Origin of the sequence: Streptomyces sp. DT2A-34, assembly GCF_030499515.1 — a bacterium.
In the GTDB taxonomy this organism is placed as follows: Bacteria; Actinomycetota; Actinomycetes; order Streptomycetales; family Streptomycetaceae; genus Streptomyces.
In genome coordinates, this window is the sequence record NZ_JASTWJ010000001.1 from 7,009,610 (window position 1) to 7,025,466 (window position 15,857).

The following is a 15,857-nucleotide window of genomic DNA, read 5'->3' on the forward strand; positions in this document are numbered from 1 at the left end:
GTCGTCTCGTCTCGCTGTGTTCTGGTTCTGCTGGGGTGCTGGGTCTTCTCGGCGGGGCCGGCTGGTCGAGGCCGGACAGGCCCTAGTCGAGGCCAGCGGTCAGCTCGTCGAGCTCGTCCCGGGACAGACCCGCGACCGACGGGCCGGCGCCGCCCCCGGCGGCCCGGGACACGAGTGCGGTCAGCGCCGTGAACCAGGACTCGGCCAACGCCCGCACCTCCGGCTCGCCCAGCACGCCCTCGGGCCACGCCCAGTCGGCCACCAGCAGCGGTCCGCCGGCCGTGTCGTGGACGACCGCGTTGATGTCGAGGGCGTGGGCGGCTGCGAGGCCGGGGTCGCAGCCGGCGCCGAGTGCCGACGTCTCGGGGGCGAAGGCCCACAGCTCGGTGGCGGTGGGGGCGCTGAACCGGCCGAGGTAGTTGAAGCCGATCGCCGGTGTCGGTGCCTTGGCCAACTCGGGTGCCGTGTCCGGGTTGAGGTAACGCAGGAGGCCGTGTCCCACGCCGTGGTCGGGCAGTTCGCGCAGCCGCTCCGCGACCCGGGTGGCGGCGAGGTCGGCGGCGGGTCCGGCCGCCAGGGCGTCGCCCACGTCCACGCCCGCCAGATCCAGGTGGACCGGGTAGAGCGAGGTGAACCAGCCGACCGTGCCCGACGGTTCGAGCCCGGCCGCCGGCTCCTGACGGCCGTGCCCCTCGACGTCGAGTACGACGTGCGGGGAGCCGTGCCGGTCGGCGACGGCCAGCGCGAGGCCGGTGAGCAGGATGTCCTGGACACCGAGGTGCAAGGCGGCCGGGACGTCGGTGAGCAGCGGTCCCGTGGTCTCGGGCGGCAGCGTGAGCTTCAGCGAGCGCGTGGTGGCGGCGGTGTCCCGGTCGGGGTCGAGCGGGCGCCGGCCCAGTACGGCGTGCGGGGCACCGGCGATACGGCGCCACAGCTCGGCCTCGGCGGCCCGCGACGGCGTACGTGCCTGTTGGCCCAGCGCCACCGACCAGCGGCGGAACGACGTTGCCACGGGCGCAAGCCGGGGGCTGCGCCCGGCGGCAACGGACTCCCAGGCGGCCTTCAGATCGGGTACGAGGATGCGCCAGGACACGCCGTCCACGGCCAGGTGGTGGACGGTCAGCAGCAGCCGCCCGGCCCGATCCGGTCCGGCGTCGAACCAGACGGCCCGGACCATCGCGCCGGCCGCCGGATCGAGCAGTCCCACAGCCCGGTCGAACTCCTCGGCCACGGCCGCGTGGAGGTCGTCCGTGCCGGACATCGCGGAGACGTCCCGGCGGTCGAGCAGGTCGGCGGCGCGGACGCGGCCGGCCGGGCTGACGTCGAGTTCCAGGGCCGGGGTGAGCCGGGAACGCAGCATGTCGTGATGGTCGAGCACCGCCTGGAGGGCGTCGGCCAGCCGGGGCAGACCGGCGCCCGCCGGGACCGTCAGCAGGACGGACTGGCTGAACCGCCCGATCGGACCGCCGCGTTCGAGCAGCCACCGCATGATGGGTGTGAGCGGGACCGGGCCCACGCCGTCGGCGTCATGGACGCCGACCGCCCCGACACTGCCGCCGACCGGCCCACGGGCCACCGCGGCCAGCTCCTTCACCGTCTGGTGCTTGAAGACGTCGCGGGCGCTGATGACGACTCCGGCCTCGGCTGCCCGGCTCACCAGTTGGATCGAGGCGATGCTGTCGCCGCCGAGGGCGAAGAAGTCCTCGTCGAGCGGGACTTCGGACAGCTTGAGCAGCTCGCGGAAGAGTCCGGCGAGGACGCGCTCGGCCGGAGTCGCCGGTTCCTGTCCGCCGGCGACCTCAGGTGTTCCCGTGGGCGCGGGCGGCGCCTGGCGGTCGAGCGCTCCGTCGGGTGTCGGCGTCGGCGTCGGCGCCGGGGCCGGGGCCGGTGTCGGTGTCGGCGCCGGGGCGTCCGGGCTACGGCGTATCGGTTCCCGGAGCGGAGCGGCGGGCGAAGCAGGGCGGATCTCTTCGCGGGCCGCGTTCCACCGGCCGGGTCGCCGGAGCTCGTCGTCCCCCGGCAGGTCCACGTCCTCGACGCGCAGGTCGGGGTCGGCGCCGACGGCGGTCAGGAAGTGGACGAGCCGCCGGGTGAGGAGCTGGGCCGTGGCCGGGTCGAACAGGTCGGTGCTGTACTCGGCGACGCCGTCGATGCCCGCCGGGGTGCCGTCGCCGTGGCGGCGCTCGCTCAGGTAGAGGCAGAGGTCGAAGCGGGCCGCGCCGGTCTCGACGGGCTCGCGCACGACGCCCAGGCCGGGCAGCGACAGGGCGACGTCGGAGGCGTGACCGGTGAAGGCCAGCATGACCTGGAACAGTGGGTGGCGGGCGAGGGTGCGCCGCGGGCTGAGAGCGTCCACGAGGAGGTCGAACGGCATGTCCTGGTGGGCGTAGGCGGCGAGGTCGAAGTCCCGGACACGGCGCAGGAGTTCACGGAACGTGGGGTTGCCGGAGGTGTCGGTGCGCAGGGTGAGGCTGTTGACGAAGAAGCCGACCAGGTCGTCCAGCCTGCTGTCGGCACGTCCGGCGACCGGCGTGCCCATGGTGATGTCGGTGCCCGAACCGAGCCTGGTCAGCGTCGCGGCGAGCCCGGCCTGGAGCACCATGAACAGGGTGACCCGCGAGGCCGAGGCGAGGTCGGCCAGCGCGGCGTGCAGCTCCGCGTCGACGGTGAGGTGGGCGCGGTCGCCGTGTCCGGTGGGCTCGGCGGGCCTGGGGCGGTCGGTGGGGAGCGGCAGCTCCTCCGGGGCGTCTGCCAGCGCCTCCCGCCAGAAGGCCGTCTGACGCTCCAGCAGACTTCCCGTCTCGCCTGCCGCCGCGCCGAACAGTTCGCGCTGCCAGTGCGCGAAGTCGGCGTACTGGACGGGCAGTGGCCGCCACTGCGGGGCGCATCCCGCGGTCCGGGCCGCGTACGCCGTCTCCAGGTCGCGCATCAGCGGTGCCATGGACCAGCCGTCGACGGCGATGTGGTGGGCGAGCAGCATCAGGACGTGCGTGTCGTCGTCGAGCGTGAACAGGGTGGCGCGCAGCGGGGTTTCCGCGGACAGGTCGAAGCGGTGGCCGGCGGCGGCGGTGAGCCGCGCGGGGAGTTCGGCGTCGGTGACCGGCACGACGACGAGGCTCGGGCATCCCACCTCCGCGTCCAGGATCCGCTGGTACGGAGTGCCCTGGAAGTCGGGGTGGAGGGTGCGCAGCGGTTCGTGGCGGGTCACGACGTCGGCGAGCGCCGCCTCCAGCGCCGGACGGTCGAGGGGGCCGGTGAGGCGCAGGGCCCAGGGAACGGTGTAGGTGTTGCTGCCGTCGAGGCGGCTCATGAACCACAGCCGCTGCTGGGCGTACGACAGCGGAATCGGGGCGTGCCCGCGTTCTCGCACCGTGAGTTCCAGGCGCCGGGCGCCGCCCTCGCTTTCGCCGATCCGCAACGCCAGCCCGGCGGGAGTCGCCGCCTCGAACACCGCCCGTACGGGCAGTGCGGTGCCCAGCGTGCTCCTGACGCGGTCGGTGAGCCGCATGGCGAGCAGGGAGTCGCCGCCGAGGTCGAAGAAGCCGTCGTCCGCGCCGACCCGGTGCGGATCCAGGCCGAGGACGTCGGCGAAGAGCCCGCACAGGATCTCCTCCTGCGGGGTGCGCGGGGCGCGTTCCCCGCTCCGCACGGAGGGCGCCGGCAGGGCGGCGCGGTCCAGCTTGCCGTTGGCGGTCAGTGGCAGCCGGTCGAGGACGACCACGGTGGAGGGGACCATGTGGTCCGGCAGTGTCCGCCCGGCGTGGCGGCGCACGGCGTCCGCGTCGAGGGCTCGTCCGACGGTGTAGCCGACCAGCCGCCCGTCCCGTACGAGGACGACCGCCTGCGCCACGTCGGGGTGGCCGGCGAGCGCCGCCTCCACCTCGCCGAGTTCGACGCGGAAGCCCCGGATCTTGACCTGGTCGTCGGCCCGGCCCAGGTACTCCAGCTCCCCGTCGGTGGACCGCCTTACCAAGTCGCCCGTGCGGTACATGAGTTCACCGGGGCCGGTGGCGAACGGGTCGGCGACGAAGCGCCCGGCTGTCAGCCCCGGACGCCCCAGGTACCCGCGCGCCAGGCCCGCTCCCGCCACGTACAACTCGCCGGCCGCTCCCGGCGGCACCAGCCGCAGGCCCGCGTCCAGGACGTAGGCGCGCAGGTCGGGGATGGCGTGTCCGATGCCACTGGCCTGCGGACGGTCGTGTACCGCGGCCTCGGTCAGCGGCAGGCCCGTGACATGGACCGTCGTCTCGGTGATGCCGTACATGTTGACCAGTACGGGCGCGTCCTGCGGGTGCCGGGTGTACCACTCGGCGACCCGCGTGAAGTCGAGCGCCTCACCGCCGAAGACCACGTACCGCAGGGCCAGTTCACGCCCGACGTCCGGCAGGGCGGCGTCCGCGCGCAGGAGTTCGCCGAACGCCGAGGGCGTCTGGTTCAGCACGGTGACCCGCTCGCGCGCCAGCAGCCGCAGGAACTCCTCCGGTTCCCGGCTCACCGCGTACGGGACGACGACCAGCGTGCCACCGTGCAGCAGCGCGCCCCACAGCTCCCACACCGAGAAGTCGAACGCGTAGGAGTGGAACAGCGTCCACACGTCGTCCGGGCCGAAGTCGAACCAGCGCCGGGTGGCCGAGAAGAGCCGTACGACGTTCCGGTGCGGGACCGCGACGCCCTTCGGCCGTCCGGTGGAACCCGAGGTGTAGATGACGTAGGCGAGGTGGTCGCCGGTCAGGGACGGCGCCGCGGGTGCCGCCCCGGGATACGCCCGCGACTCGTCCGGCGTGACCACGGGGACCTCGCACGCGGGCAGGCCCGGCGCCACGTCCGCCGTCGTGACCAGCAGCACCGGATCTGCGTCGGCCAGCATGAACGCCAGCCGGTCCGCCGGGTACTCCGGGTCCATCGGCAGGTACGCGGCGCCGGTCTTCAGGACCGCCAGCACGGCCACCACGAGTTCCGGCGAACGCGGCAGCGCGAGGGCCACCAGCCGCTCCGGGCCCGCGCCGCGTGCCGCCAGCAGGTGCGCCAGGCGGTTGGCCCGCGCGTCCAGTTCGGCGTACGTGAGGCGGGTGCCCTCGTGCACCACGGCCGTGGCGCCGGGGGTGCGGGCAGCCTGGTCCGCGAACAGTCCGGACAGCGTGGCCGAGGACGCTGCGGCCGTGCCGGCGGCCCCGCCCAGCAGCCGATCCCGCTCTCCCGGCAGCAGGATCTCGACCTCACGCACGCGACGTGCCGGATTCGCCGCGAAGGCCTCCAGGACGGCGGCGAACCGGTCCAGGAACTGCCGGGCGCCCGTCCCGTCGTACAGGTCGGGCCGGTAGGACAGGCGCAGGGCGAGCCGCCGGCCGGGCAGGACGGCGAGGGTGAGGGCGTAGTGGGTGGCGTCGCGGCCGGTGAGCTCAGTGACCCGGGACGCTCCGGGGCCGGTCGCGGCCGGGTGGTTCTCGAAGGCCAGCAGGGTGTCGAAGAGTTCGCCACCGCTGCCCGCGGCGCGCCGGATGTCGGCGAGCCCGAGGTGCTGGTGCGGCAGCAGGGCCGCCTGCCGCTGGTGGAGCGTGGTGAGGAGGTCGACGAGAGTGCCGTCCTCGTCCCAGCGGACGCGGGTGGGAACGGTGTTGATGCAGAAGCCGACCAGGGACGCGATGTTCGGCAGCTCGGGCGGGCGCACGGTCACCGCCTGGCCGAAGACGGTGTCGGTGCGGCCGGTCAGGCGGCCCAGCAGCACACCCCAGGCGCCCTGGACGAGCGTGTTGAGAGTGATCCCGAGGGACCGGGCGGTGGCCTCGGCGGCACTGGTCAACCGCTCGGGGAGCTCGACGACCAGCTCTTGGGGCACAACGGTGCCCGTCCCGGACCGGCCGGGGGCGAGCAGGGTGGGTTCGCCCGCCTCCGCGAGGGCGTCGCGCCAGGCGTTCTCGGCGGCGGCCCGGTCCTGCCCGCCCAGCCAGGCGAGGTAGTCGCGGTAGGCGGGCGCCGGCGGCAGCGCGGTGGGGTGCGCGCCCTCATACAGGGCGGTGAACTCGCGCACCAGCAGCTGCTTCGACCAGCCGTCCAGCAGGATGTGGTGGTTGGTGACCAGCAGGCGGTAGCGGTCCGGGGACCATCTGACCAGCAGGTAGCGCAGGAGCGGCGGCTTGGCGAGGTCGAAGCGGCGGGCGCGTTCCTCGTCCAGCAGCCGCTCCCACTCCTTGTCGCGCTCGTCCTCGCCGAGGGCGGACAGGTCGGCCTCGGACCAGGGGAGTTCGATGTCCGTGGGCACGATCTGCAGCGGCCGCCCGGTGTCCCGGCGACGGAAGCAGGCGCGCAGGTTGGGGTGCCGGTCGAGCAGGGCCTGTCCCGCGGCGCGGACGGCGGCGGGGTCCACGGGGCCCGCGAGCTCCAGGATCTGCTGGGTGGCGTAGAGGTCGGGGGTCTGCTCGTCGTCGTACAGGGCGTGGAAGAGCAGGCCTTCCTGCAACGGCGACAAGGGCAGGATGTCGGCGATTGGGGAACCGGACCGAGTCACCGTGGGTTACCTCCACTCATTGTCGAACTCTGCTTCGAGTTCGTCGATCTCTGCTTGGGACAGCGACACCAGGGGCAGATCGGACGGGGTGTGCCCGCCCGCCCCGCCGGTGCCGCCGTCGGCCTGCGCGGCCAACTCCTCCAGCCAGCGGTCCGCGAGGGCGCGCACATCGGGCTCGGACCAGATGCCGGGGACCCAGGACCAGGTGGTGTCCAGCCGGCCGTCCTCGGTGGTCACGGCGGTGATCTCCAGACCGTGGGCCACCGGCATGGCGGGATCGTGGACGGCTCCCAGGTTGCGCAGCGCCTCCGGCGCGGGCGACCAGTCGCCGTCGGCCGGACGGACCGTCCGGCCCAGGTAGTTGAAGCCGACCTCCGGCGCCGGGAGGGCCGCGAGGAGCGGCCCGTTGTCCGGGTCGAGGTGTCGGAACAGACCGTGTCCGATGCCGTGGTCCGGGACAGACCGCAGCTGTTCCTTGACGGTCTTGAGGACCTGCGCCGGGTCCGCGGGGTCGACGCCGGCGAGGTCGAGCCGTGCGGGTACGACGCTGGTGAACCAGCCGACCGTCCGCGTCAGGTCGATGCCCTCGGCGATCTCCTCCCGCCCGTGCCGCTCGATGTCCAGGAGCAGGGCCGGATGACCGTCCCGGGAGCGCCGCCACCGGACGAACGCGGCGGCCAGCGCGGCGATCAGGACGTCCTCGGGCCCGGCGTGGAAGGCGGCGGGCACGGTGGTCAGCAGCTCGGTGGTGGTCTCGGCCGGGAGCTGCCGGGTGAGGTGCCGCATCTCGCCCACGGTGTCTCGCCCCGGATCAGGGCGACGCGCACCCAGCCCAGGGGCCGGAGCCTCCAACATCGCACGCCATAGCTCCGGTTCCGCCGCCCGTGCCGGGCTGCGGGCCTCCCGCTCCAGCAGCCGGGCCCAGCGCCGGAAGGAGGTGCCCCGCCCGGGCAGCTCCTCCTGGCGCCAGGCCGCGGCCAGGTCGGAGCACAGGATGCGCCAGGACACGCTGTCCACCGCGAGGTGATGGACCGTCAACAGAAGTCGCCCGGGGCCGCGGGGGCCCGCGTCGAGCCACACCGCGCGCACCAACTCGCCCTTCTCCGGGCTGAGTCGTGACGCGGACCTGTGCGACACCTCACCGAAGTCCACCGCTTCGGTGCTGCGCTCCAGCACCGTGGCCGCGTCGACGGTCCCGGGAGGCGGGACCTCGGCCGTCCGTCCGTCGGGCGCCAGGCGCAGTCGTAGCGTGTCGTGATGGTCGAGGACGGTCTGGAGCGCGGCCGTCAGTCGCTCCGCGTCCGCGCCCGCCGGAGCGAGGAGCAGGACGGACTGGCTGAACGCCCCGATCGGGCCGCCTCGTTCGAGCAGCCGACGCATGGCCGGTGTGAGGGGCAGGGTGCCGGTCGGCGCGTCCTGTTCCCGGTCGGAACCGGTGGCCGGCCGAGCGGCCGCCGTGGCGGCGAGACCGGCGACGGTACGCTGCTCGAACACGTCACGCGGGGTCAGGCGCAGACCCGCGGCGAGCGCGCGGCTCACCAGGTGGATGGAGGTGATGCTGTCGCCGCCCAGGTCGAAGAAGCCGTCGTCGACACCGACGTCCCCGGCGGGGACGCCGAGGACCTCGGCGAACAGGTCCCTGAGGGTCTGCTCCCGGGAGGTGCGCGGAGCCCGGCCCGTCGTCTCGTGGGCGGTGGCCGGTGCGGGCAGGGCGGCGCGGTCCAGCTTGCCGTTGGGTGTCATCGGCAGGGCGTCGAGCGCCACGAGTGCCTCGGGGACCATGTGGGCGGGCAGCTGCCGGGCGGCGTGCGCGAGCAGGGCGGGGCAGTCGGTGTCGGGGGCTGAGACGACGTATCCGACCAGACGCCGTACGCCGGCCCGGTCCTCGCTCACCACCACCGCGGCCTGGGCGACAGCGGGATGGGAGGTGAGCGCGCCCTCGACCTCGCCGGGCTCGATCCGCAGGCCGCGGATCTTGAGCTGGCCGTCGGCCCGCCCGCGCAGTTCCAGAGTGCCGTCGGCCCGCCACACGGCCAGGTCGCCAGTCCGGTACATGCGCCCGCCGCACGGATCGAAGGGGTCGGCGACGAACCGCTCGGCGGTCAGGCCCGGCCGCCTCCAGTAGCCGCGCGCGACGTGGTCGCCGGCGACGTACAACTCGCCTTCGACACCGACCGGTACGGGCGTGAGCCGGGTGTCGAGAACATACGCCCGGGTGTTCCACATGGGGCGTCCGACGGGCACCGGACCGGCCGGCAGGTCGTCGCCGGGTTCGATGCGGTGGTCGGTGCAGCCGACGGTGAGCTCGGTCGGACCGTAGTGGTTGATCAGGCGTACGCCTGGGTGGTCCGCGCGCCAGCCGCGCAGGGCCTCGCCGACCAGGGCCTCGCCGCCGAGCATGAACTCCTCGGCCGGCGACAGGTCGTGGGGCAGGGCGGGCAGCAACGGCAGGTGACTGGGCGTCGCCTTGAGGAAGGTGTAGCCGCCGTTCGCCGGCGCCGCGCCGGCGTCGTGGAAGCCGGCGATGTGCACCCGGCCGCCGGCGGCGAGCGCCCCGTGCAAAGTGGTCACGGTCGCGTCGAAGGACATCGTGGCGTGCAGCAGCGAGGTGCCGCGCAGGCTGGGGTAGGCCTCGACGCAACGCGCCACATAGGTGGTCAGGTTGCGGTGCTCGACGACGACGCCCTTGGGGCGGCCGGTGGTGCCGGAGGTGTAGATCAGGTAGGCGGGGTCGGCGGGACGGGCCTCGGGCAGGGGGGTGTCCGGGTCGTCCGGGGCCGCATCCGGATCCACCACGGGACAGTCGACACCGAGTGCGAGCCGGTCCCTGGCGATCAGGCACACGGGATCCGCGTCGGCGAGCAGATACGCGGTGCGTTCGGCCGGATGCTCGGGGTCCAGTGGCAGATACGCGGCGCCTGCCTTGAGGACGGCGAGCACGGCGATCGCGAGGTCGACCGACCGGGACAGCGAGAACGCGACGACCCGCCCCGGTCCGGCACCGTGCGAGACCAGCACGCGGGCCAACCGATCGGCCCGAGCGTCGAGTTGACGATACGTCAGGGTGGTTGCGCCGTCCTCGACCGCGACGGCGTCCGGTGCCTGTGCGGCGCGCGCTGCGAAGAGCCGGGGAAAGGTGGTGTCCGGCACGTCGCGTGCCGTGTCGTTGAACTCGGTCAGCAGACGGCGGCGTTCGGCGTCCGAAAGGATGCCGAGAGTGCCGATGGCGCGGTCGGGTTCGAGGACGGCGGCCCGCAGCAGGCGTTCCAGCCGGGCGGCGAGTTCCTCGGCGGTGCCCCGGTCGAAGAGGTCGGCGCTGTACTGGAGGATGCCCTCGATGCCGTCGGGGGAGCCGTCGGCGGTGCGGTGCTCGCCCAGGTTGAAGGTCAGGTCGACCTTGGTGGCCCCGGTCTCCACGGGCAGCGTGCGGGCGTGCAGTCCGGGCAGGCCGGGGCGGGGTCCGGCCGTGGGGCGGAAGGCGAGCATCACCTGGAAGAGCGGGTGCCGGGCGAGCGAGCGGGGCGGGTTGAGCGCCTCCACCAGGTGCTCGAACGGCAGCTCCTGGTGGGCGTAGGCCGCCAGATCCGTCTCCCGGACCCGGCCGAGCAGTTCCCGGAAGCCGGGGTCGCCCGAGGTGTCGGTGCGCAGGACGAGGGTGTTGACGAAGCAGCCGACCAGGTCGTCCAAGACCTCGTCCGCGCGACCGGCGACGGGCGTGCCGAGCGGGATGTCGGTGCCCGCGCCCAGCCGGGTGAGCAGGGCGGCGAGGCCTGCCTGCACGACCATGAACACCGTCGTGCCGGTCTCGGCGGCCAGCGCGCGCAGCCGCCGGTGCAGATCCGCGTCCAGCCGGACGGGGATGTCGCCGCCCCGGTGAGTGGCGCGTGCGGGGCGCGGACGGTCGGCGGGGAGCGGGAGTTCGTCGGGGAGCCCGGCGAGCACCGCGCGCCAGTGCCCGAGCCGGCGGTCCTGCTCGTCGCCGGGCACCTCGTGCTGCCAGACGCAGTAGTCGGCGTACTGGACGGGCAGCGGCGCCCAGCCCGGCTCCCGCCCCTCCAGGCGTGCGCCGAAGGCGGTCGCCAGGTCGAGCAGAAGAGGGTCCAGGGACCAGCCGTCGCCGGCGATGTGGTGCAGTACGAGGAGGAGCACATGGTCCTCGGGGCCGAGCACGAGGAGGTGCGCCCGGAACGGGGCTTCCTCTTCGATCCGAAACCCTTCCGCCGCCAACTGCCCGAGCAGATCCGGGAGTTCTGCCTCAGCCACCTGGTCGACGACACGCAGGTCCGGCGTGAAGGGCTCCAGCGGCCGCTGGCAGGGGAGACCGTCGGCGTCCGGGTAGACGGTGCGCAGGATCTCGTGCCGGGTGACGAGGTCGGCGAGGGCCGCGCGCAGGGCGTCCAGGTCGAGACGAGCGCCGGTCAGCCGCAGGGCGAGGGGGATGTTGTAGGCCGCGCTCGGGCCCTCCAGACGGTGCAGGAACCACAGCCGCCGCTGGGCGGACGACAACGGGGCCGCCTCGTCAGGTGCCGTGCGCGGAGTCGGCCGCGGGGCGGACCTTACGGTTCTTCCGGCACCTGTTTTTCCGGGACCTGTCAGCAGCCGGGCCAGCGCGGCCGGGGTGGGCGCCTGGAAGACATCCCGCAGGGCCAGTTCGACGCCGAGGGTGGTGCGGATACGGCCGAGCAGACGCAGGGCGAGCAGCGAGTGACCGCCGAGCGCGAAGAAGCCGTCGCTGGGGCCTACGTCCGCCAGCCCGAGCATGTCGGCGAAGAGGGTGCACAGGAGCTGTTCGTGCGGGGTGCGCGCGGCCGAGTGCGGCTGCGGGGCGGCAGGGGCGGGCGCGGCGGGCAGCGCGGCCCGGTCCAGCTTGCCGTTGCGGGTCAGCGGCAGCCGGTCGAGGACCACGACGGCGGAGGGGACCATGAAGTCGGGCAGCCGGGCGGCGAGATGGCCGCGCAGGACGTCCGGGGCCGGAGTGGTGCCCTCAGCGCACACCGCGTACGCGATCAGCCGCCGATCGCCGGGCCGGTCCTCCCGGAGGGCGGCCACCGCCTGGGTGACCTCCGGGTGGGCGGCGAGCACCGTTTCGATCTCGCCGGGTTCGATGCGGAAGCCGCGGAGCTTGAGCTGGCCGTCGGCGCGGCCGTGGAACTCCAGCTCGCCGCCGGCCGTCACGCGCGCGTGGTCGCCGGTGCGGTACATACGGGCGCCGGGCGGGCCGTAGGGGTCGGCGACGAAGCGTTCGGCGCTCGCGCCCGGTCGGCCCAGATAGCCGCGGGCCACGCCGGGACCGGCCACGTACAACTCCCCGATCGTGCCCGGGGGAAGCGGCTGCAGGGCCGAGTCGAGCACGTACGCCCGCATGCCGTCCAGCGGGCGGCCGATCGGCAGCGGGTCGGGCACCGGCGCATCCGCCGCGCAGGGGCGGCAGGCGGCGAACGTGGTGGTCTCGGTCGGGCCGTAGCCGTCGGTGACCGTCAGTCCCGGGCAGGCTGCCAGGACCCGGCGCACGGCGTCGGCGGGGACGGCCTCACCGCCGGTCCACACCTGGCGAAGCCCCGCGAAGCACCCCGGGTCCTCCTCCGCGGCCAGGCGGAACAGCCCCGCGGTGAGCCACAGCGCCGTCAGCCCGTGCCGCTCCGTCAGGCGAGCGACGGCGGCGGCGTCCATGTCCTCGTCCGGCCCGGCGAGAACGGCGGTGCCGCCGTTCAGCAGCGGTACCCACATCTCGTAGGTGGAGGCGTCGAACGCGGTCGGCGAGTGCACGAGCACACGCGTGTGCGCGCCGTCGCCGAACGCGGAGTCGGCGGCCAGGGCGGTGACGTCGAGGTGGGTGACGGCGACGCCCTTGGGGACGCCGGTGGAGCCGGAGGTGTGGCTGACGTAGGCGAGCTGGGCCGGGTGCAGTGGCACGGCGGGGTCCCCGCCCGGTTCGGCGGCGAGCGTCGGGTCGTCGACACGGACCACGACCATGCCGTCGTACGACTCGGTGGGTGCGGTGTCGGTGAGCAGGACGTGCGCGCCGGTCCCGGCCAGGATGTGCCGGGTGCGGGCGGCCGGTGCGCGCGGGTCGAGGCCGACGTAGGCGCCGCCGGCCCTGAGTACGGCCAGCAGCGCGCAGAGAAGGCTGTCGGAGCGGCCCATCAGGACCGCGACGCGGTTCTCCGGCCGGACGCCGAGGGCGATCAGCCGGTGCGCGAGCCGGTTGGCACGGGTGTTCAACTCACCGTAGGTGAGGGTGCGGTCGCCCTGGACGATCGCGGTGGCGTCCGGGGTGGCCGCCACGCGGGCCGCGAACAGCTCGGGTACGGTCGTTCCTCCCCCGGGCGCGGTCGCGCCGGCGAGCCGCGCCTTCCCCCGCTCCTCGGGCAGCGTCACCTCGATCCCTCCGACCGGGGTGCCCGCGACGACCGCCGCGGCGAACCGCTCCACGAAGCGGGCGAAACGCCTCTGGTGGGCGGTGAGTTCGGCATCCGTGTAGTGGGCGGGGCCGGCGTCCAGGTCGATGCGGATGCCGTGGCTGTCCGCCCGGTCGTACACGTTGAAGGCGAGGTCCTCGACGGGCCCCGTGGACAGGTTGTGGCGCGTGGTCGCGTGCCCGGCGAACCGCAGCTCCGGCCCGAACGCCATGATGTTGACGACGGGGCCGAAGAACCGCCGCGCACCGTGCGGCCAGTCCAGCTCGCGGCGCAGGTCCTCGCCCCGGTGCCGTTGGTGCGCCAGCAGGTCGCGGGTGGCGGACGCCGCCCGGCGTACGAGGTCGTGGGCGGCCGTGTCGGGCCGTACGGACAGCCGAAGCGGAAGCACGTTGGACGCCATTCCGGGCGTGGTGAGTTCGGTCTCGCTCTCGCGGGCGGTGACGGCCAGACCCAGGACGATGTCCCGGGCTCCGGTGAGCCGGTGCAGATAGGCGGCGGTCGCCGCGAGCACGACGCGCGACCAGCGTGTGCCGGCCTGTGCGGCGGCGGCGTGCACCAAGTCCCCTGCGGCCTGCGGGAGATGACCGGTGCGGCGGAGGAAGTGCCCCGCGACGTGCGGCGGCCGGGCGGACAGGCTCACCGGTTCGGGGCGGTCGGCGAACGCGGTCGTCCAGAACTCCCGGTCCGACGCGTGCCGTTCACCGCTGCGGTAGGCCTCGTCCTCCTCGACCGGCGGGGCGAGGGGCGCCGGCGGCGGGGTGTGGGGCGTGCCCGCGACGAGGGCGGTGTAGGCGTCGGCGACCCGGCTCGCGATGAGGGAGCAGCTGTAGCCGTCGACGGCGATGTGGTGGTACGGCTGGTACCAGATCCAGTGGTCGTCCGCGAGCTTCAGCAGCGCGTACCGGAAGAGCGGGGACCGTTCGAGGTCGAAGGGCGTTGCGAAGTCGGCGGCCATCCAGGCCTCGGCGGCCGGCCGGGGCTCGGGTTCGTCCGTGAGGTCGACGACGGGCAGGTCCCAGGAGGGGTCGGTTTCGACGAGCTGGCGGACGGTGGCGGCTTCGTCCATGGCAGCCGTGAACCGGACCCGGAGGGTCTCGGTGGCCGCCACCACCTGCTCGACGGCCGCCCGGAAGAGGACCGGATCGACGGGGCCGTGGATCTCGGCGTATTCGCCCACGTTGTAGGCGGGGCCGACGGGATCGAGCCGCTGTCCGAACCACATCGAGCGCTGGGCGGCGGATACGTCCAGGGCGTGCGGGACGGTCATCGGGTCCGGACTCCGGGGGCTCGTCATCGGCTCAGGGCCGTGGTGGCGGGTCATCGGCTCCGGGGCGTGGTGGCCGGTCATCGGGCGGCCTCCGTGGCGGTCGCGAGGCCGGTCGACTGCCGTTCCACGAGCTCGGCGACGGCCCGCGGTCCCTCCTCGCGGCCGGGCCAGGGCACGCGCAGCCAGGGTTCGGCGGGTATCAGCGGCAGGTCGTGAGCCTGGCGGGCGCGGCCGCCGCCGGTGATGTTGAGGAGGACGAGTTCGTCGCGGCGGACACGGCCGTCCCGTACCGCCTCGGCCAGGGCGGCCAGGGCCACGCCGGCGCCGGGTTCGATGTCGATGCCCTCGGTCTCCTCGAAGAGGGCCATGGCGTCCAGAGCGGTAACGTTGTCTGTGCACAGGACGTCGCCGCCGCTCTCGGTGAGCACGTCGCGGACCCCGCCGCGGACGGTGAACGGCGGGCGCCGGTTGGTCAGTTCACGGGCCAGCGGTTCGTGTTCGCGGTCTGCGGGGGCCGCGCCGCTACATCGCCAGGCCTCGTACAGCGGCGCGAACGGCGTGTTCTGGCACATCAGCAGACGGGGCAGCGCCTCGCCCTCGGCGCCCAGCCGGCGTGCCGCTTCATGGCAGCCGATCGCTCCGGTGCCGCTGCCGACGGCCTGCACATAGGTTTCCGGCAGCCGTCCGAGGGCATCGGCGGCGGCCAGCATGACGGTGCCCAGGCCGTCCCGGCGGCCGACGTTGCGTGAACCGCCCTCGGCGTGGTGGCCGGGCAGCGCGGAGATCAGGTCGGCGCAGGCGATGGCGTCGCTGTACGTGGCGGTGCCGTCGAGGACGACGATGCGGACGCAGGGGTCGAGCGGGGCGGGGAAGCGCATCCGCTCCAGGGCCGGGGCGGGCACGACCAGCAGACAGGGCACCTGGTGGCAGGTGGCGGCCCAGGCGAAGGCCGCGGCGGTGTTGCCCGCCGAGGGAATCACCAGGACGGGCGGGTCGGCGGGCAGCCTGCCGAGCACGGTGTAGGCCTCAAGATCCTTGAACGTACAGGTCGGCAGGTACGCCCCGCGCTCCGGCCAGTAGCCGTTGAAGGCGACCCACAGCCTGTCGAGCCCGATCCGGCGGCCGAGCCGCCCGGCGGGGTGGACGACGGGACCGGGGACGTCGGGGAAGGTGCGTACCACCGGCAGCAGCGGGGCGTACCGGAACAGGCCGGTGCTTTCCCCGGCTTGGGTTCCGGTGCTGTCGTACTCGGTGTGCAGGAACGCTGGTTCGTGCCGACGGGAGCAGTCCAGGAGGAGGCCGTCGTCCTCGTATCGGGTTCCGCAGGAGGAACAGACAACGGTGTAGTGACGTGTTCCCGGACGTACTCCGGACATTTTCGCTTGCCTTCCGCAGTGCCGCGATTCGCTGATCAATTGGAACCGGATCTTCGAGAAGGGAAGGCGACGTATGAATTACGTCTTGATGGCGCGCAGTTGATATGCGGGAAGCGCTTACTGTGTGCTTACCAATATCTTACCGTGACGCCGTTGCGTAAGAAGTCCACCTGCGGACTGTTCAGTTCCGGTTCATCTCCCCTTCCTCGGCCAGCAGTTGAGAAAGCGCTCGCCACGGAGAGCATCCAAGGTGCACGGGCCATGATGAAAGGCTGGCGGAAACATGGGCG

General features: G+C 73.7%; 3 protein-coding genes. All 3 read right to left on the reverse strand.

The annotated features are described in order from the left end of the window. Window positions 1-82 precede the first annotated feature (82 nt). Genes QQM39_RS31510 through QQM39_RS31520 form a run of 3 tightly spaced genes read right to left on the reverse strand, consistent with a single transcriptional unit; the run spans window position 83 to window position 15,567 of the window. Window positions 83-6,505 carry a non-ribosomal peptide synthetase gene (locus QQM39_RS31510; RefSeq protein ID WP_302000932.1) on the reverse strand — a complete coding sequence of 2,141 codons (6,423 nt, stop codon included), beginning with the start codon at window positions 6,503-6,505 and terminating at the stop codon, window positions 83-85. A gap of 6 nt (window positions 6,506-6,511) precedes the next feature. After that, the gene (locus QQM39_RS31515) at window positions 6,512-14,272 is read right to left on the reverse strand and encodes a non-ribosomal peptide synthetase (protein WP_302000933.1); all 7,761 of its coding nucleotides are present in this window, start codon (window positions 14,270-14,272) and stop codon (window positions 6,512-6,514) included. Further along, the gene (locus QQM39_RS31520) at window positions 14,269-15,567 is read right to left on the reverse strand and encodes a cysteate synthase (RefSeq protein WP_302000934.1); all 1,299 of its coding nucleotides are present in this window, start codon (window positions 15,565-15,567) and stop codon (window positions 14,269-14,271) included. Before QQM39_RS31520 ends, QQM39_RS31515 begins: the two co-directional genes overlap by 4 nt. Between the last annotated feature and the right edge of the window lie 290 nt (window positions 15,568-15,857).

Bases quoted from the DNA above. Each gene is read 5' to 3' on its own strand.
- QQM39_RS31520 (WP_302000934.1), bottom strand. From the start codon at position 15,567: ATGTCCGGAGTACGTCCGGGAACACGTCACTACACCGTTGTCTGTTCC.
- QQM39_RS31515 (WP_302000933.1), bottom strand. From the start codon at position 14,272: ATGACCGGCCACCACGCCCCGGAGCCGATGACCCGCCACCACGGCCCT.